At 71.2% G+C, this 22,150-nt stretch carries 21 protein-coding genes; 10 read left to right on the plus strand and 11 right to left on the minus strand.

All coding sequences use genetic code 11. The features are described from left to right. Positions 1–37 precede the first annotated feature (37 nt). The 6 genes from ABZV42_RS13045 to xylB form a co-directional block, all read right to left on the minus strand. Positions 38–1,375, minus strand: a complete 1,338-nt coding sequence (locus ABZV42_RS13045) for a GAF domain-containing protein (RefSeq protein ID WP_356051883.1) — start codon at positions 1,373–1,375, stop codon at positions 38–40. Between the two features lie 97 nt (positions 1,376–1,472). Continuing rightward, a complete protein-coding gene (locus ABZV42_RS13050; RefSeq protein ID WP_355977190.1) occupies positions 1,473–2,072 on the minus strand; it encodes an N-acetylmuramoyl-L-alanine amidase in 600 nt (199 codons plus the stop codon). A 124-nt stretch (positions 2,073–2,196) separates the two neighbouring features. Beyond that, positions 2,197–3,210 carry an acetamidase/formamidase family protein gene (locus ABZV42_RS13055; protein WP_355977192.1) on the minus strand — a complete coding sequence of 338 codons (1,014 nt, stop codon included), beginning with the start codon at positions 3,208–3,210 and terminating at the stop codon, positions 2,197–2,199. Next, positions 3,207–4,691, minus strand: a complete 1,485-nt coding sequence (locus tag ABZV42_RS13060) for an APC family permease (RefSeq protein ID WP_356051885.1) — start codon at positions 4,689–4,691, stop codon at positions 3,207–3,209. The genes ABZV42_RS13055 and ABZV42_RS13060 overlap by 4 nt, the downstream gene beginning before the upstream one ends. A 529-nt stretch (positions 4,692–5,220) precedes the next feature. Beyond that, entirely contained in the window at positions 5,221–6,435 is a 1,215-nt protein-coding gene (locus ABZV42_RS13065) for an ROK family transcriptional regulator (protein ID WP_356051887.1), read from the minus strand. 163 nt (positions 6,436–6,598) lie between these two features. Continuing rightward, positions 6,599–8,044 (minus strand): xylulokinase, encoded by a 1,446-nt coding sequence (gene xylB, locus ABZV42_RS13070; protein ID WP_356051889.1) that lies wholly within the window; start codon positions 8,042–8,044, stop codon positions 6,599–6,601. Between the two features lie 198 nt (positions 8,045–8,242). Between xylB and xylA the strand changes: the two genes are divergently transcribed. Further along, a complete protein-coding gene (gene xylA, locus ABZV42_RS13075; RefSeq protein WP_355977202.1) occupies positions 8,243–9,409 on the plus strand; it encodes a xylose isomerase in 1,167 nt (388 codons plus the stop codon). A gap of 642 nt (positions 9,410–10,051) precedes the next feature. Then, entirely contained in the window at positions 10,052–10,645 is a 594-nt protein-coding gene (locus ABZV42_RS13080; RefSeq protein WP_356051891.1) for a hypothetical protein, read from the plus strand. Positions 10,646–10,711: 66 nt separating this feature from the next. Here the strand turns inward: ABZV42_RS13080 and ABZV42_RS13085 are convergent, their stop codons facing one another. Beyond that, positions 10,712–12,055 carry an esterase-like activity of phytase family protein gene (locus ABZV42_RS13085; RefSeq protein WP_356051893.1) on the minus strand — a complete coding sequence of 448 codons (1,344 nt, stop codon included), beginning with the start codon at positions 12,053–12,055 and terminating at the stop codon, positions 10,712–10,714. Between the two features lie 379 nt (positions 12,056–12,434). Between ABZV42_RS13085 and ABZV42_RS13090 the strand changes: the two genes are divergently transcribed. Continuing rightward, positions 12,435–12,617 (plus strand): hypothetical protein, encoded by a 183-nt coding sequence (locus ABZV42_RS13090; protein WP_355977210.1) that lies wholly within the window; start codon positions 12,435–12,437, stop codon positions 12,615–12,617. 139 nt (positions 12,618–12,756) lie between these two features. Here ABZV42_RS13090 and ABZV42_RS13095 read toward each other — a convergent pair whose 3' ends face one another. The 3 genes from ABZV42_RS13095 to ABZV42_RS13105 form a co-directional block, all read right to left on the minus strand. Next, on the minus strand, positions 12,757–13,632 hold the full coding sequence (locus ABZV42_RS13095; RefSeq protein WP_356051895.1) for a hypothetical protein: 876 nt from the start codon (positions 13,630–13,632) through the stop codon (positions 12,757–12,759). A gap of 133 nt (positions 13,633–13,765) precedes the next feature. Then, positions 13,766–14,083: a hypothetical protein gene (locus tag ABZV42_RS13100; RefSeq protein WP_355977216.1), complete on the minus strand. Its 318-nt coding sequence runs from the start codon at positions 14,081–14,083 to the stop codon at positions 13,766–13,768. Between the two features lie 110 nt (positions 14,084–14,193). Then, positions 14,194–14,727 carry a PadR family transcriptional regulator gene (locus ABZV42_RS13105; RefSeq protein ID WP_355977219.1) on the minus strand — a complete coding sequence of 178 codons (534 nt, stop codon included), beginning with the start codon at positions 14,725–14,727 and terminating at the stop codon, positions 14,194–14,196. Positions 14,728–14,835: 108 nt separating this feature from the next. Between ABZV42_RS13105 and ABZV42_RS13110 the strand changes: the two genes are divergently transcribed. Then, positions 14,836–15,594 carry an alpha/beta hydrolase gene (locus ABZV42_RS13110; protein WP_355977222.1) on the plus strand — a complete coding sequence of 253 codons (759 nt, stop codon included), beginning with the start codon at positions 14,836–14,838 and terminating at the stop codon, positions 15,592–15,594. Positions 15,595–15,620: 26 nt separating this feature from the next. Here ABZV42_RS13110 and ABZV42_RS13115 read toward each other — a convergent pair whose 3' ends face one another. Continuing rightward, on the minus strand, positions 15,621–16,220 hold the full coding sequence (locus tag ABZV42_RS13115) for a class I SAM-dependent methyltransferase (RefSeq protein WP_355977225.1): 600 nt from the start codon (positions 16,218–16,220) through the stop codon (positions 15,621–15,623). Between the two features lie 152 nt (positions 16,221–16,372). Here ABZV42_RS13115 and ABZV42_RS13120 point away from each other — a divergent pair, with 152 nt between their 5' ends. From ABZV42_RS13120 to ABZV42_RS13145, 6 genes are all read left to right on the plus strand, one after another. After that, positions 16,373–17,146 (plus strand): MHYT domain-containing protein, encoded by a 774-nt coding sequence (locus ABZV42_RS13120; protein ID WP_355977228.1) that lies wholly within the window; start codon positions 16,373–16,375, stop codon positions 17,144–17,146. A 62-nt stretch (positions 17,147–17,208) separates the two neighbouring features. After that, the gene (locus ABZV42_RS13125) at positions 17,209–19,767 is read left to right on the plus strand and encodes a nitrate- and nitrite sensing domain-containing protein (protein ID WP_356051897.1); all 2,559 of its coding nucleotides are present in this window, start codon (positions 17,209–17,211) and stop codon (positions 19,765–19,767) included. Then, positions 19,764–20,201, plus strand: a complete 438-nt coding sequence (locus ABZV42_RS13130; RefSeq protein WP_356051898.1) for a roadblock/LC7 domain-containing protein — start codon at positions 19,764–19,766, stop codon at positions 20,199–20,201. The genes ABZV42_RS13125 and ABZV42_RS13130 overlap by 4 nt, the downstream gene beginning before the upstream one ends. A 17-nt stretch (positions 20,202–20,218) precedes the next feature. Further along, positions 20,219–20,632 carry a DUF742 domain-containing protein gene (locus ABZV42_RS13135; RefSeq protein WP_355977236.1) on the plus strand — a complete coding sequence of 138 codons (414 nt, stop codon included), beginning with the start codon at positions 20,219–20,221 and terminating at the stop codon, positions 20,630–20,632. A gap of 193 nt (positions 20,633–20,825) precedes the next feature. Continuing rightward, complete coding sequence (locus ABZV42_RS13140) at positions 20,826–21,431, plus strand: ATP/GTP-binding protein (protein WP_356051900.1); 606 nt, start codon at positions 20,826–20,828, stop codon at positions 21,429–21,431. Between the two features lie 179 nt (positions 21,432–21,610). Continuing rightward, positions 21,611–22,024, plus strand: a complete 414-nt coding sequence (locus tag ABZV42_RS13145) for a roadblock/LC7 domain-containing protein (protein WP_355977241.1) — start codon at positions 21,611–21,613, stop codon at positions 22,022–22,024. The last annotated feature ends 126 nt before the right edge of the window (positions 22,025–22,150 follow it).

A 22,150-nucleotide genomic window follows, 5' to 3' on the forward strand; every position in this document is an offset into this window, starting at 1 on the left:
CGGCCCCGCCGCGCAGACGGGACCGCGCCCCATGACGTCAGCGCGGCCGCGGGCGCACCCGGACGTCGCGTGCGGAGTGCGCCCATCCGGCCGGCGCCCCCTGTTCGGACTCCAGCTCCGCCACCCGCGCGTGCACGGCCGCCGCCGGGCGAAGCGCGGACAACGCCCGCCAGACGTCGAGATCGTCCTCGCCCCAGGGCGCACGGGCCCAGTCCGCCAGCAGATCGGGGTCCCGCCGCGCGATGATCGCCGTCCGCAGCCCGTCGGCGAGCCTGCGCCGCAGCCGTGCCACCGCCGGTGCCGTCGAACCCGGCAGCAGCGGGCCCGCGTACACCGCCGCGGCCGCCGTCACAGCGCCGGTACCGAGCCGCCGCTCCACAACCGCCGCATCGGACTCGACCGGCCGGGTCAGCCGGTAGGGACGCGAACCCAGCAGCCCCGGGCCGAGGATCCTGCGCAGCCGCGCCAGCTCGGCCCGCAGCGTCACCGGAGTCACCGACTCGTCCTCGTACAGCGCGCACTGCAACTCGTCGCCCGTCAGACCTTCGGGATGCCGGGCCAGCAGCACGAGGATCTCGCTGTGCCTGCGGCTCAGTCTGATCTTCCGCCCGTCCGCTACCAGTTGGGCCTCGTCGCGTCCGAGGGCGGTCAGCTCGAGGGAGTCGGCCAGGGCACGCGGCGGTGCGAGCAGCGCCAACTGAGCCTCCGCGGCCCGTGCCACCGCCTGTACGAAGCCGAGGCTGTGCGGATGCGCGAGCCCGTCCCCGCCGGTGATGTCCACCGCGCCGAGCACCCGTCCGGTGCGCGGATCGTGCACGGGGGCCGCCGCGCACGTCCAGGGCTGCACCCGCCGGATGAAGTGCTCGGCCGCGAACACCTGCACCGGACGGTCGACGGCGACCGCCGTGCCCGGCGCGTTGGTTCCGACCGCCGACTCCGACCACCGCGCGCCCGGCACGAAGTTCATCCGTCCGGCCTGCCGCCGTGTTCCCGGATGGCCCTCGACCCACAGGAGCCTGCCCTGCGCGTCGCACACGGCCAGAAGATGCTCCCCGTCCGCCGCGAACGTCCCCATGAGTTCCCGGAACAGCGGCATCACCCGCGCGAGCGGATGCTCCGCCCGGTAGGAACCGAGCTCCCCGTCCATGAGTTCCACCCTCGCGGTGCCCTCCGGAACGACTCCGGCCCGCGCCGACCGCCGCCACGATTCCGCCACCACGGCACGCACCGGCCGCGGCACCGTGCCGGCCTCGGTGAACGACTCGTACGCGCGGCGCAGCAGCCGACCCCGCTCGGCGGGATCGGTCCCCGGTTCCAGGGCCACCCAAGGATCGGTCAACTCGGCCTCCCGGAAGGCGATGCGACTGGGTCCCATCGTCACTCCCGGTGCGGGCCTGGACAACCCGTGTGACGCTCTCCTTCCGCCGGGTGCCTCGCGGCGTGCCCACCCGGTGCCACGAGAGCGCCCCTGTTCAGGCGAAGTTGACGAGTCTGATGTAGCGCGTCCAGTCCCAGTTCGGCCCGGGATCGGTGTGGTCGGTGCCAGGCACCTCGTAGTGACCGAGGATGTGGGCGCGGTCCTTGGGGATCCCGTACTGGTCGCAGATCGCGGCGGTGAGCCTGGCCGACTCCTCGTAGAGCGCGTCGGTGAAGTAGGCGGGCCGGTCCACCCAGCCCTCGTGCTCGATGCCGATGCTTCTGGTGTTGTAGTCCCAGTTCCCCGCGTGCCAGGCGACGTCGCGCTCCCTCACACACTGGGTGACATGGCCGTCGGCCGAGCGCACGAGATAGTGCGCGGACACCTTCTTCTGCGGATTCTGGAAGATGGACAGGGTCGTGGCATATGTGGCCTGGGTGACGTGGATGACCACGTAGTCGAGTTCGTAGCTGTAGGGGCGGTCGGAGGCCGTGTAGTTGGAGCTGGTTGCCGGATACCAGTCGGCGCCCGGGTAGTCGACGGCGGCCGGCTGCGCGGCCGCCTTGACATCGGGGAGCAATGCGTAGGGCAGGGCCGCGAGGGCTGCGCCCTTGAGCAGCCGCCGGCGGCTCGGGAACGACCGTGCTCGCTCCATGGAGAGTTGGCCTTTCGTAGGTGGGGGTTGGGGCCGTGGATCCGCAGCCCGTAACCGGGCAGTTCGGGGCGTGTGTCGGAAACGGGGCACCGGTCCGAATCCCTGTCGCGCGTGGGCCGCGCGATCAGTGCCGGAACGCCGCGGCCGTCTCGCGCAGGCGGGCGTGAAGTCCGCGATGGGTCTCACGCGCGGGCAGCCATTCCTTGCGCAGCTTGGCGACGCACGTGTAGTTGGTGTCGCAGACGTTCGCGACGGGAGACTCGACCGTCTGCGTCGCGAACTGGTACGCGTCCAACTCGCTGAACCCGTAGTCCCGCACCAGCCACTGCACGAGGTCGAGCTGGGATATCCGGAAGGCGTCCTCCAGAGGGCGCGCCGAGCCGGTCGAGATGATGTGGGTGTCGGACTCGATGCGCGGCCAGGGAGTGACGACTCCCTTGAGGAGTTCGACGATCACCACCGTGTTCATCGCACACTCGACGGCGACTCCGCAGGTCTCGCCCTCCCCCTGACGGGCGTGCCCGTCGCCCAGGCTGAGCAGGGCGCCTTCGACATTCACCCCCAGATAGCAGGTCACTCCGGCGCGCATCTCCGGCGTGTCCATGTTCCCGCCGTGCGCGTCGGGCACCAGCGCGGAGCGCACCTCCAGGTTCGCCGGCGCGACACCCACGGTGCCGTGCATCGGATCCATCGGCAGTTCGATCCGGATGTCGCTGTCCCGCGCGCTGAACAGCGCGGTCCGCCGGTCCCGGTCGAGCTGCCAGATCCACACCGTCTCCGGCAGCGGCGGCTGAAGGGACGCTGTGGTGTGTGTGGAGGTCAGCGCGCCGAAGAGCGGAACCGTCGTGGACGCCGCCCAGTCGCGGGCCGGTTCGATCGAGACGAAGTGGACCGCGACCGTGTCACCCGGCTCCGCTCCCTCCACATGGAAGGGGCCGGTCTGCGGATTGAGGAACGGGAACTCGCAGACCTCGGAAACCAAGTCCTTCTCGGACCGCACCCGTCCGGCGAAGCAGTCCTCGGTGTAGAGATCGAGCACCGTGCCCGGCGCGATGCGTGCCACGGGTGGCGCGCCGCCGAACGTCCAGGCGAACTCGCCGGGCGTGGGGCGCACGGTCAGGATCCGGGGGTCGCTCATGGCTGCACGGCTCCGCTCTGTGAAGGGGCGGGGGTCGAGGTCTCGTCGAGGTGGACACGGGCGGTCTCGGCTATGCGCTCCGGGTGGCGGCGCAGCAGAAAGATCAATATCACGACGCCGGCCGACATCCAGACACCCACGACCGGCCCGGCGTACGACACGGGAGACGTCAGCTCGGTCACGAAGTCGAAGACCGGCAGGCCCGCCGCCGTCAGCAGCGCGGGAACGAACGCGACGATCCCGAGCAGCGGGAACACCAGATGCCGAACGGGGTTGAACAACTCGCGCCTGCGGCGCAGGAAGTAGCCCGCACAGGCGAGATCGACCGCGATGTACACACCGATCACCACGGTGACGATCACTGTTGCGAGGAGGAGGAACGCGGTCACAGGGTCGTACGAGAGACCGAGTCCCAGCATGACCGCCACGGCCACGGCGCACTGCACGGCCACCCCGGCCGCGGGGGAGCGGTGTCTCGGGTGCACGCGCGCGAAGAGCGCGGGGAGGACCCGAATCCGGGCCAGGGCGAAGGCTGTTCTGGTGGAGACGGTGGCGCACGCGTTGGCGTTGGCGATCGTGGAGTTGACCACCGCGAGGAACACGAGCACCCAGAACAGTCCGAACGAAGCCCGTGCCACTCCCTCCCACGAGGACGCACCGGAGGCCCCGAATCCCGCGAACCGGTCCGGACCGAAGTACACCGACATGGCGTACGTCGTCAGGACGTAGACGAGACCGATGGCGAGGGCCGCGCCGAGTACGGCCCGGTGCATCGTGCGGCGCGGATCCTTGGTCTCCTCCGCGAGCGGGGCGGCCGCCTCGAACCCGGCGAAGGCGAGCACGGTGTACACCGATCCCGCGAAGACGCCGCCGATGCCGTCGTAGCCCGCGGCCGTGTGGGAAGTGCCGAACACCGACAGTGTGTTGTTCCCGCCGGCTCTGACGATCAGCCACACCGCGAAGACCAGGAAGACCAGCACCTCGAAGACGCCGAGGACGGTACCGAACCTCGCCGAGGCGCGTACGCCCCAGTAGCCGGCCACCGCGATGACCACCGCGCCCGCGAGCGACCAGGGCCACCAGAGATCGTCCGGGTACGAGGACCATTCCTGGTGCAGTGTGCCCGCCGTGGTGAATCCGAGCTGAAGGAGGAGCAGTGGTGGCACCAGGGCCTCGACGAACACATAAGCCCAGCCCACGAGGAATCCGACGGACGGATGCAGCCCCTGCGCCGAGTACGTGGCCACCGACCCGGCGGCGGGCATCTCGCGTGCCAGCTCGGCCACGCACGACGCGGTGAACAGACAGGCCACCAGGGCGATCAGCACGGACAGCGGCAGACTGCCGCCCGCGAACGCCGCTCCCGACGGGATCGACGCGGCGACCGCCGCTGCCGGCGCCATCGCCGTGATGCTCTGGAACAGGACCTCGCGCAGGCCGATCGCCTCACGCCGAAGACCCGGAACCGCCTCCTCCGACATCACCTGAACCCCCGATCCGACCGGAACACAGCCATCGGCAGAACGGCTGCGCCTCGCGTGAATTACGGTACGGCGCTTGCCGGTTGGGCAGGAAGAGCCAGGCGCGAGTCCGTGGACGGCCCCCGGATTGTGGACAACACGATCACCCGCAAGGGGGAATGCCCTCGGTGCGGTGCCCGGCCATCGATGTGTCACGACGGAGCGGCCGGGGAGGTCCGTGAGGGGGGCATCCGCCGAGGGATGCCTTGTCTCTGAGGGGAACGTCCGCCGTGGGATGCCCGGTCCGTGAGGGGGACGGCCTCCTTGGGATGCCTGGCCATCGGCCTGTCACGCCGGAGCAACCGGCGACGTCTGAAGCGAGCAGGCTTTTCGGACGATGCCCGAGCACCGACCCGTCCCGGCGGTGCACGGCGAGGTCCGTCACGCAGGTCTTGGCGGCGCACGTCAGGCCGTTCCACCCGACGTTCGTCTGGGGCTGCGCGCTCGACGCATGTCCGGGGCTGCGCCCAGGAGACGTCAGGCGTTCCGCCTACGACCGCCCCGCCACCGCCACCGCCGCCGGGTCGTCGAGCACTGCGCGTACGACCGAATGCGCCGCACCGAGCAGCGGCCCCTCGGATCCCAGGCGGGAGACGGACACCGGGCAGGCAGGACCCGCCGTCCGCCGCGCCAACTCGCCCTCCAGCGAGGGGAGCAGCCAGGGCGCGAGCCCGGCGAGGGCCCCGCCGAGCACGACTGTCTCCGGGTCCAGCAGGTTGACCGCCCCGGTCAGGGCGATCCCGAGGGCGGTGCCGGCATCGCGCAGGGCGCGGTGTACGTCCGGATCGCCGTCGGCGGCGCGCCGGGACAGCAGCCCGACCCGGTCCTCGCCCGATTCGAGACCGGCGGCACGCAGAACGGCTTCCTCGCCCGCATACTGCTCGAGGCACCCGCGTCCGCCGCACGGGCACTCCGGCCCCTCCGGACGCACGGGAACATGGCCCAGTTCGCCCGCGAAACCACGGGTCCCGCGCAGCAGCCGCCCGTCCACCAGCACCGCGGCACCGATACCGATCTCCGCGGACACGTGCAGGAAATCACGCGGGGTCGTCTCACCGAGCCAGAGTTCCGCCAGACCGCCGAAGTTCGCCTCGTTGTCCACGGTCAGGGGCCACTCGGCGGGCAGCAGCTCACCGAGGTCCGTGTCGTGCCAGTCGAGGTTCGGGGCCCGGACCACCGTCCGGGCGTCGCGTGCCACGAGTCCGGGGACGGCGACGGCGAGGCCGGCGGGCCACAGCCCTTCCCGTTCGGCCTCCGACACGACCTGGCGTATCAGGGCCGTCAGCTCCTCGATCACGGGCCCGGCCGGCCGACCGCGGTTCGTGCCGTGGCGTACGGCGCGGGCCCGCACGGCGCCCCGGAGATCGACCGCGCACACCGCGAGATGGTCGACGCCCACCTCCGCGCCGATCCCGGCGGGGCCGTGCCCGCTGACGGCGAGCGCCGAGCCGGGCCTCCCCACTCGGCCAGGCCGCTCGGGCCCCAGTTCCTCGAGAAGCCCCGTGCGGATCAGTTCGTCGACCAGCGTGGACACGGCCGCCCGGGTCAGACCGATGTGGGAGGCGACGGCGGCACGCGACAACGGTCCCTCGTCGCTGACGGTGTGCATGACCCGGGAGAGGTTGCGACGGCGCATGCCCTGCTGCGTGTCCGGCAGCCGTTGGCCGGAACCGCTCGGATGGGCCTCGTGCAGCGGTGCTGTCATGCTTCCGTCGATCCTCGTCCGGCCGTCCCGTCGGCCTGTCTCGGTGCCCGTCCCACCGTGGCGGCCCCACGGCGAGCGGGCCCACCGGGCCGTCCCGGCCGGCACCGCTCACGCGGGACGCGGTGCCACTCGGTGAGAACCGGGGCAGCACACCTGGTCAAGGTCAGTTCCTGTTCGGCGCCCGTTCGAGCAGCGGGGCCGCGTCGGAGAGTACCTCGCTGATCCGCGCGAGCGTCTGTTCGTCCCGCTCCACGGCATCGAGCACCGGCCCGCGAGCGGTGCCCCAGCGCCTGGCCACCGCCGCCGGGTCCTCGCCCGTCAGGAGGCCCGCCGCCTGGGCGGCGGCGCCCAGCGCGACCAGTTCCCTGGCCTCGGGCACCTGCACGGGCCGGCCCGAGAGACGGCGAACGGTCTGCTGCCAGGCCTTGCCCCGCGCCCCGCCGCCGATCAGCAACAACGGCGTCGAACGGTCCGCGTCCGCGTCCAGTACGAGATCGAGGGCGCCGAGCAGGGAGTACACGGCGCCGTCGTACGCGGCCTGGAGCAGTTGGCCCCCCGACGTGTCGTGGCGGAGCCCGTGCAGCAGCCCCGAGGCATGCGGCAGGTTCGGTGTGCGCTCGCCGTCCAGATACGGGAGGAACGTCACCGAGGATCCGGGCTCGACGGCCTCGCGGTCGAGCCCGAGCAGGGCGGCGAACCGGTCGACGGCCAGCGTGCAGTTCAACGTGCAGGCCAGCGGAAGCCAGTCGCCGCGCGCGTCCGCGAATCCTGCCACCGTGCCGGTCGGGTCGACCGTGCGGTGCGTCGAGACTGCGTACACGGTCCCCGAGGTGCCCAGGCTCACCACAGGGGTGCCGGGGCGCAGCCCGAGCCCGAGCGCGGCGGCCGCGTTGTCACCTGTTCCGGCCGCGACCAGGGTGCCCCTGGAGAACGGCAGCTCACCCCGTGCGTGCACCGTCCCGGCCACCTCGCCGGGCCGGACGACGCGGGGGAGCAGCGCGGGGTCGAGACCGATGTGCGCCAGCACCTCCTCGTCGTACGCCTCGCTCCCGGAGGCCCACCACCCGGTGCCCGAGGCGTCGCCGCGGTCGGTCGTGCCCTGCCCGGTGAGTCGTTCGGTGAGGTAGTCGTGGGGCAGCCGGACGGCCGCCGTCGCCCGCACGGCGTCCGGCTCGTGCTCGGCCAGCCAGGCCCACTTCGTGGCCGTGAATGAGGCGGCCGGCACGCTGCCGGTCCGCTCGGCCCAGGCCTTCGGGCCGCCGAGCTCCTCGACCAGCCGACGGGCCTGCGGCGCCGACCGCACGTCGTTCCACAGGAGGGCGGGCCGTACGGGTTCGCCGTGGGCGTCGAGCGTCACGAGCCCGTGCTGCTGCCCGCCCACCGACACCGCCGCCGCTTCGTGTGCGGCGTCACCGCACTGGCGCAGCGCTTCGCAGAGCGCGTCCCACCACTGCCGGGGGTCGCTCTCGCGCCCCGCTCCGGTGGAGACGGTGTGCGGCGCCTGTCCGCTCGCCACCACCTGTCCGGTCGACGCGTCCACGACCAGTGCCTTGGTGGACTGGGTGGACGAGTCCACCCCGACGACGAGTGGACCCTCGGCTGCTGACATCGGACTCTCCCTCTTCCGCGGCTCCGCGGGATCTGTGCTGGTCATTGGGGTGTACGGACCGCCTCGGCCCGGGTTCCGCGATGCGTCCCCGGACCGATGTGACCAGGTTTCCTACTTCGTCTCTTCCCAGAGATGCGTTCGCATACTAATTTGTAAACCGCCATGACGAAATAGTCGGAGCTAGCAAGGAGCCGCGGCATGAACTACCAGCCCACCCCCGAGGACAGGTTCACCTTCGGCCTGTGGACCGTCGGCTGGCAGGGAAGGGACCCGTTCGGCGACGCCACCCGGCGCGCCCTGGACCCGGTCGAATCCGTCCAGCGCCTGGCCGAGCTCGGCGCCTACGGAGTGACCTTCCACGACGACGACCTGATCCCCTTCGGATCGTCCGACAGCGAGCGCGAGTCGCACATCAAGCGGTTCAGGCAGACCCTGGACGCCACCGGCCTCAAGGTGCCGATGGCCACCACCAACCTCTTCACGCACCCCGTCTTCAAGGACGGCGCGTTCACCTCGAACGACCGCGACGTGCGCCGCTACGCACTGCGCAAGACCATCCGCAACGTCGACCTCGCGGTCGAGCTCGGCGCCGAGACATACGTCGCCTGGGGCGGACGCGAGGGAGCGGAGTCCGGAGCGGCCAAGGACGTACGCGTCGCCCTCGACCGCATGAAGGAGGCCTTCGACCTCCTCGGCGAGTACGTGACCTCGCAGGGCTACGACCTGAAGTTCGCGATCGAGCCCAAGCCGAACGAGCCCCGCGGCGACATCCTGCTCCCCACGGTCGGCCACGCCCTCGCCTTCATCGAGCGCCTGGAGCGCCCGGAGCTGTACGGAGTCAACCCGGAGGTCGGCCACGAGCAGATGGCCGGACTCAACTTCGCGCACGGCATCGCGCAGGCACTGTGGGCGGGCAAGCTCTTCCACATCGACCTCAACGGCCAGTCCGGCATCAAGTACGACCAGGACCTGCGCTTCGGCGCGGGCGACCTGCGGGCCGCGTTCTGGCTCGTCGACCTCCTGGAGAGCGCCGGATACGCGGGTCCGAAGCACTTCGACTTCAAGCCGCCGCGTACCGAGGACTTCGACGGCGTGTGGGCGTCGGCGGAGGGCTGTATGCGCAACTACCTGATCCTGCGCGAGCGCGCTGCGGCGTTCCGGGCCGATCCCGAGGTTCAGGCGGCACTGCGCGCCTCGCGTCTGCACGAGCTGGCGCAGCCCACCGCCGAGGACGGTATCGCGGGGCTGCTCGCCGACCGCGCCGCCTTCGAGGACTTCGACGTCGAGGCGGCGGCCGCACGTGGCATGGCCTTCGAGCAGCTGGACCAGCTGGCGATGGACCACCTCCTGGGCGCTCGCGGCTGACCGCACGGCTCCGAGGGAACGGACCCGCCCTCCGGCGGGTCCGGCCCGTCGCCGCCACCGCGATGGCTGATCTCGTGTGAAACTTCCCGGAATCATGCGATCCATGGCATGAGTCCGTATCAACTTCCGCACAGGGGTCGCACGATGACCTGATTCGAGGCGACTCTTGGCGGTATGGCCATACCGCCGGAACCACCTCAACCCCCAGGGGCGCAGGTAGAAACACCCCGTCTCGGGGGCGATGCTCAAGGCCCGGGTTCGGCGGGCTACGGCCCGCCGTCATCCGGGGGTTACGGTCCTCCGTCCTCGGGCGGCTACGGGTCCCCGTCCTCGGAGGGCTACGGTCCTCCGCCCTCGGGGGGTTACGGTCCTCCGCCCTCGGGGGGTTACGGCCCTCCGTCCTCGGGACCTTACGGACCTCCGCCGAGCGGCTTCGGCTCTTCGGCGGAGGGCGACGGCCTTCCTTCCGGGGACTACGGTTCGCCGGCGCGAGGGGGCGGCCTTCCTCCAGGGCAGAGCGGCGGTGGATGGCCGCCGCCTCCGCCGCCCGGACCGCCGCCCGGACCGCCGCCCGGACCGCCGGACGGGCCCGGCGGTAACCGCGGAGGGCGTCGGCGCAACAGCCTGCTCCTCGTCGTCGCAGTGATCGTCGGTGTCGCCGTCATCGTCGCCGTGGTCGTGGCCACCACGGGTGGCGGCGGCAAGAACAAGAAGTCCCCCACCGAGAGCACCGGACGGTCGCAGAGTCCCTCGTTGAGTCTCCCGACCGAGCTGCCGTCGCTTCCCTCGGGCCTGCCCAGTGTCGTGCCGTCGCTTCCCTCGGAGCTGCCCACCGGTCTGGTCCCCAGCGACCTGCGATCGCTCTTCCCGTCCCTCGCCGACGACGAGGTGCCCTACTACATACTCCGGAAGGGCGATTGTTTCAACACGGACGATGCCCAGCCCGGACAGGCCGCCAGACGCAAGTGCACCCAGCCGCACGACGCCGAGGTCGTGAAGGTCTCCGAACTCAACGGCACGTACACGACGGAAGCGGCCCTCAAGAAGGCCGCGTCCACCCTGTGCGAGGCTCCCCTGGAGCGAAAGGCCGCCGCGCAGGCCGCCGGTACGGTGCGCGGCACTCTCGTGCAGTACCCGGACACCGGGACCTATGGGACCGGCATCGACAAGGTCGCGTGCAGCCTGGCCGCGGACGTCGGCAAGGGCACCCACAAGCTCACGGGGCCGCTGAAATGAACGGTACGCGTGCGTGGCCGCTTTCCGTCGGCCACGCACGCGTACCGCGCTGAACGGGTTCCGGTATCAGAGCCCGCGCGGCAGTCGCACGTAGGCGACGGTCGTCTCGATACCGCTGTCCACGAGCCGCCCCTGCGCGTCGAAGGCGCCCGCCCCGTCGGTCATCCCGAAGTCGTTGTCGTTGATGACGGCGAGAGTGTCGTGGTCCACACGCGCCACGCCCTCGATCTTGCCGGGGACTCCCGCGACGGTACCCAGGTCGACGACCAGGCGCTTCGCGAGCACCGGAACCCCGGCCGACGCCGGGTCGTCCAGCTGCTCCAGCGAGGGCGACGTCGTGTCGCTGTCCCACGGGCCGCCGAGAATGTCGGCGTCCCGTGTGAGCCGTACCGACTGGAGACGGGCCGCCTTGTCGGTGCGCTCCTCGACGAGCAGCCGGTCACCGCCGACGGCCACCACGGAGGAGATCTTCAGCTCGGACGTGTCGTCCTGGCTCGGGTCGACCACGTTCACCGGGTCGAATCGGTACGCGTACTCGGCGGTCACGGCGTGCTTCCTGGGCGAGAAGCGCAACAGCCGCGTGTTGCGCGACGCGTCGCCCGCGTCCGCGTCGGGCAGGGAGAGCGGGCTCTGGAGCGCCATCACCAGATCACCGTCGGGCAGCTGGGCGAGCCCTTCGAGACCGCGGTTGGTCTTGCGGTGGAGCAGAACGGCAGGCAGTGCCTCGACGACCGGGTAGTCCGCGCCGGTCAGGTTGAGACCCTTGGGAACGTAGCGCGTGAGGACCTTCCCGCGCGCGGAGACGTGGACCAGCGACGGGCTGTACTCGTCGACGAGCCAGAACGAGCCGTCCTTCGCCCGCACTATGCCCTCGGTGTCCAGGCCGTTCGCGTTGTAGGCGAGGGGGGTCCGGGCGTCGTAGGAGTACGGCGCCTCGTCGCGCCCCGCCTGGTTGGAAAGCCCGGTGACAGGCTTCCCCGACGATGTGGTGACCGGGATCGAGTCGATGACCTTCACGGTGTCACCGCACACCCGGATTTTCACGATCGCCGGGTCGAAGCCCGGAACCGGGAACGTCCGGCGCTTCTTGCCGTCCACCTTGATCTGGCCGTTGGGGCCTCGGTCGGTGATGGTCCAGAACTCGCCCTTGCGCCCGGTCGGGTAGATGTCGCTGCCGATGCCACCGAGATCGACACCCCGGTCGTTGTCCACCGTCCCGGGCAGCAGCGCGTTGCTGAACGCGCCGAGCGGGATGTCTCCGAGCGTGGCGGTGTGCGTCACCCGCGGCTGCGCGGGTCCGGACGTCGCGTCCGCGGTGCCGGCCGTCACGAAGGCGGCCAGCATGGCGAGCGGCACGCCCAGGGCGACGGACCGGGGGATGTGGTGCTTGCCGGCGACATGCGCGGACATCAGGCCTCCTGAGTCACAAGTTCGTTGACAGCGGCCAGAGTTGGCCCTGACGCGGAACGGCTTGCGACGTGAGGGTGAACGCGGCGCGTCGACCAATCATCGGGTCCCCCTCGACTGTGAAGAGGAGCGCTGGCGGCTCGTCATCGTCGGCTCCGCGGGCTCGGTTGCCCTCTGTCCCGCGCCCTGTATTCCGTGTCCCGTGTCCTGGGTCCGTGTCCAGGTTCGGCGCCCGGTCCGGCGCGCGAGGTCGCCCGAGGCGCTCTCAGGGTTGAGTAGGGGGTATGGGTCAGGGAGGTATCAGGGTCGCGGTCCGGAACCGTGGGACGCGGGGACCCGTTCTCAGGAGAGAGAGCGGCAGCAGCCGCGGAGGAGGCGACACATGTCGAAGAACGCGAAGATCGCCGCAGGAGGTGTGGCGGTCGGCCTGATTCTGTGGATCTGGCTGCCCTGGTGGGCCGCCTTCCTGATCGTGCTGGGAGTTCCGGCGGTCGCGTATCTGGCGCTGGACCCCTCGCAGCGGCGCAGGCTGCGCCGTGTCACCCGCAAGGAGCTCGGCCGCTGAGGAGGGATCGCCCGACGGCCGTCCGTCCGTCGGCCTTCCCTCCGGTCACGGTGGCCCGTGAAAGCCGGAGGGAAGGGTCGAACTGACGCAGGGCACCGGTCGAGGACCGCGTCACCGGGATTCCGTGTGACGCGGTCACTCAGCTGGGGCGGACCGCCATCTTGTCCAAGGCCTCCAGGAGGCCGGGCAGCTCCGGCCCGCGACCGACGGGCAGGACCTCGCCGGGTTCGTCGTCGAGCAGGACGAACGCGATGTCGTCGGTCCTGGCGACCAGTGACCAGCCGGGGCCGTCGGCGCGCAGGGTACGAGCCTCACTGGTGGCGAAGGACGAGCGGACACGGCCCAGTGGGGGCGGTGTGTCCATGTACGAGCGGACCTCGGCAAGAACGCGGCGGATGGCGGCACGGTTCACGGCCTTCTGGTCCTTGCCCTCCTTCTCGTCCTCGCCCTGTGAGTCCTCGGAGTCGCCAGAGCTGCCCTCGGCGGCCTCGGCGCCTTCCGTGGGCGCGAACTCGCCCTCGTCGATCTGCTCGCGCCACGTCGCCCACTGGAGCGCGATCTCGTCCGCGCCGAGGCGTCGCTGCGCCGGTCCCCAGGCGGTCGTGTCCGGCGGGCTGAGCGGAGGCTGCTCCGTGAGCTCGGCCGGCGGATCGTGCGGTGCGGGCACCCCCGGAGCCGAGACGGCGACCTCGAGCGGCCAGCCGGGCAGCGCGGCGACGACCGTCCGCTCGTCCGGCGACAGCTCGTGCTCCATCCCGCAGTCCCAGGACGCGATGGCGACCGCGACCAGGGAGACGTCGTCGATGACGACGGTCCAGCGCGCTCCCTCACCGTCCTGGCCGAGCACCAGCCCGTACCCGTCCGCGAGAGGCGCGAGGTCGAGCGCCGCACAGGCCTCCGGGTAGTCGTCACCGAGCACGCTGGGGAACTTCGCCGGCGTCAGCAGTACCGCCGTCAGCACATACAGCGCGTCGTCGTCCCCGGTGGCGACGGCGTCTTCGTCCGTCCCGGCCATTGCAGCCTCCTGATCGCTCCATCTGTCGGCGCACCCTAAGCGACGGGAAGGCGCTTGTCACGGGCCCGAAACCCGTGCGGAGCTGCTGCTATCCGGCTGGACAGGGGCGAAACGCCCTCACGGGCCCGCCCGGTCAGGCCGCGGGCAGTCCGAGCAGGGTACGGGCGACCGCCTGCGGCGACTCGTCCCGTTCCCGGGCGAGGGCGACAACTGCCCGGCAGGCGAGTTCGTTCACTCCGAAGGACAGTGCCTCCGGCGATACCCAGGCGGCTGCCTCGTCGATCTGGTCCTGGTCGTCCTCCGCGCACGCGGCCACGTACACGGCGGCCGCTTCGAACAGGTTGTATGTGCGCTTTCTCTCCTCCTGGATCGTCTTCCGCGGTGATCCCTCGGGGGGTTCGGCCGTGGTCCTGCGTCCGATCGAGCGGAGCCTGCCCAATATGCCGGACATCCGGTCACCGTCCCCTGCGTGATCGCTGATCGTCAGGTTGCCGCTACTCAACGTAGAGATGGAGTCGCGGCGGCAGAAGAGGGGCGGTCGGGTGAAGCGGGAACTCCGTATCAGCGGTCGGCCGCCTCGAGGGCGTCGAGGGTGGTCCGCAGCCAGGTCAGTTCGGCCTCACTGGTGGCCCGGGCGATGGTGAGGATGCCGCGCCGGAAGGGGTCGTCGAGTTCCTCGGCCCGCAGCGGTCGGTCGCCGTCGTAGAAGAAGCTCGCGGGCTCCTCCAGGAAGGCGAGCCTGCGGCGCAGCACCGCGGCCTGCGCGCGGGGGTCCTCGAGATGCTTGAGGAAGGCGAGCACGGCGAACCAGCGGTTCTCGTCCGTGATGTCCCGCCTCGACGGTTCCGCGAGCCTGCGGCGCAGTTCGTGCCCGCCCTCCTCGGTGAGCGTCAGGACGTGCCGGGGGGCGGCCACCGAGCCGGGCTGTGTGGCCCGTTCCAGCAGCCGTGCGTTCTCCAGGCGCTTGATCGCGGGATAGAGCGTGCTCTCCGCCACCGGCTTCACATGACCCGTCAGCGCGGTGATGCGCTTGCGCAGCTCGTAGCCGTGCAACGGGGCGTCGGACAGAAATCCCAGGATGGCCAGCTCCAGCATGACCTCATTCTGTCGTATCGACGCTGTACATCGTTTCATCCATACATCGGAACCGATGTATTCTCTTCGGGCTGGGAAACGAATGAACGACAAACGAGGGAGAGCGCTGTGCGGCAGGTGGAGTTCGACGGCAGGGGGAGCATGATCCGCTGGACGGAGGCGGCGGGCGGTGGACCCGCGCGCGTGTACGTCCACGGTCTGGGTTCGGCCTCGACGGTCTACAACGCCCACATCGCGGCCCGACCCGAACTGGCGGGCCGCCGCACCCTGTTCGTCGACCTGCCGGGCCACGGCGTCAGCGACCGGCCCGCAGACTTCGGCTACACCCTGGAGGACCACGCCACGGCGCTGGCGGCAGTCCTGGAGACGGCCCGGGTGACCGGGGCGGAACTCGTCGCGCACAGCATGGGCGGCTCCGTCGCCATCGTGCTCGCCCATCACCACCCCGACCTCGTGTCACGGCTCGTCCTCGTTGAGGCCAACCTCGATCCGCACCCTCCGGTCACCGCGGGCAGCAGTGGCATCGCCTCGTACGAGGAGGACGACTACGTCGAGAACGGCGGTCACGCGCGCGTGCTCGAAAAGGTCGGCCACCCCTGGGCCGCGACCATGCGCCTAGCCGATCCACGCGCCCTGCACCGCTCGGCGACAGGACTTCTCCGCGGCACCACCCCGACGATGCGCCGGATGCTCGTCGGACTGGGCGTGGAGCGCGTCTACCTCCAGGGCGAGCTCAGCGGCGAACTGCCGGGCGCGGAAGGCCTGAAGGCGTCAGGGGTCCGTGTCGTGACCGTGCCGGGTGCCGGACACAACATCATGTTCGACAACCCTGACGCGTTCGCGGCAGCCGTCGCCGGTACGGCCTGACGGCCGATCACCGATCGGCCGGGCCGTCAGTCCCGGCGAACGGCCAGCGCGAGGAAGCGGGCGTCCTCGTCCACGTACGAGGTCATGTCCCACTCCGAACCGGCCAGCAGGGGGCGCAGGTTGTGCTCGGCGCGCAGGTCGTCCGGAGTGATCTGGCGGCCCTGGCGGGCGGCGAGCGCCGCCCGGCCGATCGGGTGGAAGAGGGCCAGCGTGCCACCGGGTCGTACCACCCGGGCCAACTCGGCCAGATTCTCTGCCGGGTTCGGCAGGTGCGCGACGAGCCCGGCCGCGAACACCGCGTCCAGCGACCCCGTACGCAGCGGCAGCGCCGTGACATCGGCGAGCAGGAGTCGCCCCTCGCGATCCCGTCCTGCACGGACGGTGGCCTCCAGCATGGCCGGGGTCAGATCGGCTCCGACGACCACTCCGTTGCCGCCGACGGCAGCCCGCAGTGGGGGCAGCGCGCGGCCGGTGCCGCAGCCCGCGTCGAGCACGCGGTCACCCGTGCGCAGCCGCATCAGCGCCACCGCGGCCGCGTAGGCGGGCCCGTCGTCGGGGAAGCGGCTGTCCCAGTCGGCGGCGCGGGCACCGAAGAATTCCTGGACGTGTGTGTGGTCGTCGCTCATGTGCCGCATGATCTCTCACCGACACGAAGGATGACGCGGTGCACACGTTCGAGCCCGACGCGATCGCTCGGGTGCACCTCTTCGTCACTTTGCAACAGCTTTCGAAATGCGCCCCAGTTGTGCGCCCCAGCGCGCACTAGCGTCCCGGGGTCATGGGACATATGGACCACGCCGCGTTCGGCTGGCTGACCCCCGTGCTGTCGTACGCGATGGCCTGCACGGGCTCCGCACTGGGGCTGCGCTGCACCGTCCGCGGGCTCGACGCCACCGGACGGTCGCGCCGCAACTGGCTTCTCACGGCGGCCTCCGCGTTCGGGACGGGCATCTGGACGATGCACTTCGTGGCGATGCTCGGCTTCGGTGTCACCGGCACGGAGATCCGCTACAACGTGCCGCTGACGATCTTCAGCCTGCTGGTCGCGATGAGCGTCGTCGGCGCCGGCCTCTTCGCCGTCGGCTACGGCCGTGACCGGCGCCGCTCACTCGTCCTCGGCGGGCTCACCGCCGGGTTCGGCATCGCGAGCATGCACTACCTCGGGATGGCTGCGCTGCGGCTGCACGGCCAGGTGCGCTACGACCCGGCACTCGTCGCCCTCTCCGTCGTGATCGGCGTGATCGCGGCGACCGCCGCGCTGTGGGCCGCGCTCGCCATCAGGTCCCCCGTGGCGGTCGCCGTCGCCTCCCTCGTCATGGGCGGCGCGGTGAGCAGCATGCACTACACCGGAATGATGGCCGTGAGCGTACGGGTCAAGCCTTCCGGCGACGCGTTGTCCGGTGCCGCGGCGATGCAGTTCATCTTCCCCCTCGCCGTCGGACTCGGGTCCTACCTCTTCCTGACGGCCGCGTTCGTCGCGCTGTCCCCGATGTCCGGCCGGACCGAAGCGTCCGCGTCGGCCCGGCAGCCGGCCGAGGGTGTCGCCCGCTGACGCCGGTCCCGGAGCCGCGCGGCCCGGACGGCACACCCCGAACCTCTCCGATCGAGGAGGCCATGCGTACACCCCGCAGGACCACCACAGCCGGCGCACAGCCGCCGTCTCCGCAGCGCGGCCGTCGCGCGCACGCGGGCCCGCCGGCCGACGAGGGCGCGGACGTCGACGACCTCCCCGCCGGACCTTCGCCAGGAGCACCCACGCGCGCGGGAGGGTGGCGCGTACGGCCCCGTACCGTCAGGGCGAAGATCGTCAGCCTGCTCATGGTGCCCATCGTCAGCCTGCTCGCTCTGTGGGCCTACGCCACCGTGAGCACCGCGCAGGACGTCGCGCGGCTGCGGCAGTCGCAACGCGTGGACTCGACCGTCCGCGTCCCCGTCGACGCCGCGGTCGCCGCGCTCCAGGCCGAACGGACGGAAGCCGTCCGCTACGCGACCGACCCCGCCACGGTGTCGCCGACCGACTTCACGGACCTCGCACGACTCACCGACCGCGCCGTGGCCAAGCTCCGCCTGGGGGACCACAACACCGTCGCCGACGGCGCGGACCTGCCCGCCGGGGTCGCAGGTCGCCTCGCCGCCTTCGTCGCCGACGCGGAGCGGCTGCGGACGCTGCGCACCGGCGTACTGGAGCGCCGCACCGGATGGGAAGTGGCGTACGGCGAGTACACCAGGACCATTTCGACGGCCTTCGGTGTCGAGGGAGCGCTCACCGGCGTCTCCGGCTCGGACATGCGCACCGACGCGCGTGTCCTGCTCGAATTCTCCCGGGCGGGGGAGGCGCTCGCCCAGGAGGACGCGGTGCTCGGCGGTGCACGGCTCGCCGGGGCGCTCGACGGTGAGCGGCTCAGGCTCTTCACCGGGGCCGTGGACACCCGCCGCACCCTGACGGAGGCCTCGACCCCGGACCTCGGCGGGCCCGAACGAACCGCCTGGAACGACCTCATGGAGGGGAGCGCGTACGACGACGTGCGCACCGTCGAGGACAGGGTCCTTGCCTCGCGCCCCGGCGCCAAGGCGCTCGAAGCCGCTCCGGAGGCCGTCTGGAGCATCGCTCACGAGCGGGTCAGCGACGGCATGCTTACGGCCGAGGCCGACGCGGGGCGTGGTGCCACGGACGCGGCCGACCCGCTCGGGCACGCCCTGCTCACCCCTGCCGGCGCCGCGGTGGTCTTCGGCCTCGCCGCCGTCATCGCCTCGCTGATCATCTCCGTTCGCATCGGACGTGACCTCGTGGTCGAACTCGTGGCACTGCGCGACAGCGCCCTGGACATCGCCCGCCGGAAACTCCCCGAAGCCATGCGCAGACTGCGCGCGGGCGAGGCGGTCGACGTGGACGACGAGGCCCCGCCCGGACGGTCCTCGGAGGACGAGACCGGGCAGGTCGCCCAGGCGCTGAACACCGTCCACAGAGCCGCCCTGAGCGCCGCGATCGAGCGCGCGGAGCTCGCCGGTGGCATCTCCGGAGTGTTCGTGAATCTCGCTCGCCGCAGCCAGGTACTCGTGCACCGCCAGCTGAATCTCCTGGACGCCATGGAGCGCCGGTCCGAAGACCCGGACGAGCTGAGCGACCTGTTCCGGCTCGACCACCTCACCACGCGGATGCGACGGCACGCGGAGAGCCTCATCATCCTCTCCGGAGCCGCGCCCGGACGGGCGTGGCGAAGGCCCGTCTCGCTCACGAACGTGGTCCGGGCGGCGGTCTCCGAAGTCGAGGACTACGCGCGCGTGGAGGTACGGCAGCTCCCCGAGGCGGCCGTGGTCGGCGCAGGGGTCGCCGACCTGACCCATCTCCTCGCGGAACTCGTCGAGAACGCCGCCCAGTTCTCGCCCCCGCACACCCGGGTACGGATCACCGGGGAACCGGTCGCGAACGGCTACGCGCTCGAGATCGAGGACCGGGGTCTGGGCATGGGAAGGGAACGGGTCGCCGAGGCCAACCTGCGCATCGAGCGCTCCGAGGCGCTCGACCTGTACGACAGCGATCGGCTGGGCCTCTTCGTGATCAGCCGACTCTCGGCCCGGCACGGCATCAAGGTGCAACTCCAGACGTCGCCCTACGGGGGCACGACCGCGGTCGTGCTCCTGCCCACAGCTCTGCTGCACGAAGGCCGGGTGGAACGTTCCCTCCCCGAGGCCGACACGGACGGGCCGCTGGAACGGCAGTACGCGCGCGTGCCGGTCGTCCCGCAGCGCGACGCCGTCCGGGCCGTCGACGAACGGCCCGCGCTGGTCCCACCGCGACCGAGGGCTTCCGATGAGCGGACGAACGGATCACTTGGGACACGGCCCCCGGCGAACGGCGTGGCGGCGGCCGCGCCTTCGGGTGCCGAACCGCTCGGTCCGCGCCGTCCCGAGGAGGGCTCCGAGAGCTCAGGTGAACTTCCACGCCGGGTCCGCCAGACGAACCTCGCCCCCCAACTGCGCGAACAGCGCTCCGAGGAGCCGGCGGAACCCCCGGTGTCCACGGCGGACGACGAGCGCACACCCGAACTCGTACGGGCGCGCATGGCCGCGTACCGGGCCGGCTGGACACGCGGCGGCGGCCGGTCACCCGGCAGTGGCGCAACCCCCATCCCGGAAGCGGGCAGCGACAGCAGCGAAGGAGATCCCTCATGATCCAGGAGCAGAGCAAGGGTGGTGCCCAGCGGTCAGGCGAACTCGACTGGCTGCTGGACGACATGGTGCTGCGCGTGACCGAAGTACGGCACGCCGTGGTGCTGTCCAACGACGGGCTGGCCGTGGGCGCGTCCACCGGCCTGCGGCGCGAGGACGCCGAGCACCTTGCCGCCGTCGCCTCCGGATTCCACAGCCTGGCCAAGGGAGCGGGCCGCCATTTCGGCGCGGGCGGTGTGCGCCAGACGATGGTGGAGATGGACGAGGGCTTCCTGTTCGTGGCGGCGGCGGGGGACGGTTCGTGCCTCGCCGTCCTGACCGCCGTCACCGCCGACATCGGGCTTGTGGCCTACGAGATGGCGCTTCTGGTCAAGCGTGTCGGCGAGCATCTGCACGCCCCGCCCCGGGTCGCCGCACAGCCGCCCGCGGCGGGATGACCGGGCGGCCTGCACTGATGACCGAGGACGCGCTGGGCACCCCGCCATGGCCGGGCAGCCAGTGGTACGACCAGGAGGCGGGCCCCCTTGTCCGCCCCTACGCCGTGACGGGCGGCCGCACCAAATCCGGCCCGGCCGGGACACATCTCGATCTGATCGCGCTGGTCGCGCTCGGCCGGGCGGCGTCAGGTGCCGACGAGGACACCTCGCTCGGCCCGGAGCACCGGACCCTGATCGAACTGTGCCGTGCCGAGCCCCTGTCGGTCGCCGAACTGGCCGCGGACACCGGCCTTCCCGTGGGTGTGGTCAGGGTGCTCCTGGGCGACCTCCTGGAACGCGACTGTGTCGCCGTCAGCCGGCCGGTGCCGCCCGCCCAACTGCCCGACGAGCGAATTCTCCGCGAGGTGATCGAGGGGCTGAGGGCACTCTAGGTGATCCACAACGGTCCGCATACGGCTCTTCGTGCTCACCCTCGGGCGCGGAACGGGCGCGTTTTCGGTCGTAAGGGGGAATGTGCGGTCCAACTCCGCCCAACGGAGTCGTAGTTGTCATGATGCTGGCTTCGCGCACCCGTACCGACACACTGATGCCGGCCGTCGCCGGCACACCCGAGAGAAGTGATCCATGGTCTCCGAGAGCTCCGACGCCACGGGCGGCGACCCGACCACCCTGGCGCTGAAGATACTGGTCGCCGGCGGGTTCGGTGTCGGGAAGACCACCCTGGTGGGCGCGGTCAGCGAGATCCGGCCCCTGCGCACCGAGGAACTGCTGAGCGAGGCCGGGCGGCCGGTCGACGACACCGACGATGTGGGCCAGAAGATCACCACGACTGTGGCCATGGACTTCGGACGCATCACCATCCGGTCCGGCCTCTCGCTCTATCTCTTCGGAACACCAGGTCAAGACCGCTTCTGGTTCATGTGGGACGAGTTGTCGACGGGTGCTCTGGGCGCTGTCGTCCTCGCCGACACCCGGCGGCTCGAGGACTGCTTCCCTGCGGTCGACTACTTCGAGAACCGCCGGATTCCCTTCGTGGTGGCCGTCAACTGCTTCCCGGACGCCCACGCGCACGGAGCCCAGGACGTCTCACGCGCCCTCGACCTCGACCGGGGGACGCCGGTCGTCCTCTGCGACGCCCGCGAACGCGAATCCGGGAAGGAGGTGCTGATCCGGCTCGTGGAGTACGCGGGAAGAGTGCACACCGCCCGGCTGCTCGAATCCGTCAGCTGAGGCAACCTCCGCCAGGGCCCCCGCCCCCCGGCATCCTCTCGGCGCGACGGCTCGCGCCTGCTCGTCGGCCATCTTCTCTGCCATGCCATCCACGTGCCTTGCCCGGACGGCGGCAGTGGGGAAGGCTTGCTGGTCGAATCCTCCGGCCAGGGGGGAACAGCACACGGGGAGACCGGATCATGGAGCAGAACACGGGACTCGGCTGGTTGCTGGACGACCTCACCGAGCGCGTCGAGCACGTTCGGCACGCGCTGGTGCTGTCCAACGACGGGCTGGTGACGGGCGCGAGCACAGGACTGCGACGCGAGGACGCCGAACACCTCGCCGCGGTGTCGTCGGGACTGCACAGCCTGGCCAAGGGCTCCGGCCGCCATTTCGGCGCCGGGCGGGTACGGCAGACGATGGTCGAGTTCGACGAGGCGGTGCTCTTCGTCACCGCGGCCGGATCGGGCAGCTGCCTGTCCGTCATCAGCGGGGCGGAAGCGGACATCGGCCAGGTCGCCTACGAGATGACGTTGCTGGTGAACCGAGTCGGCGAGCACCTTCGCGTGGACACGCGACAACCGGAAGGCAAGCCCGCTTCAGAGTTCTGACCTGCTGATACGTCGCTGCGGCCGAGGTTTTCCACAGGCTCGCCACGATGTCCGGCAAGCCGGATACGGTTTTTCCCGAGGCGAGCGCACACCGGCGCGAGCCTCCCACAGCACAGGGGAGACCGC

It is taken from the genome of Streptomyces sp. NPDC005281, assembly GCF_040607495.1.
Taxonomy (GTDB): domain Bacteria; phylum Actinomycetota; class Actinomycetes; order Streptomycetales; family Streptomycetaceae; genus Streptomyces.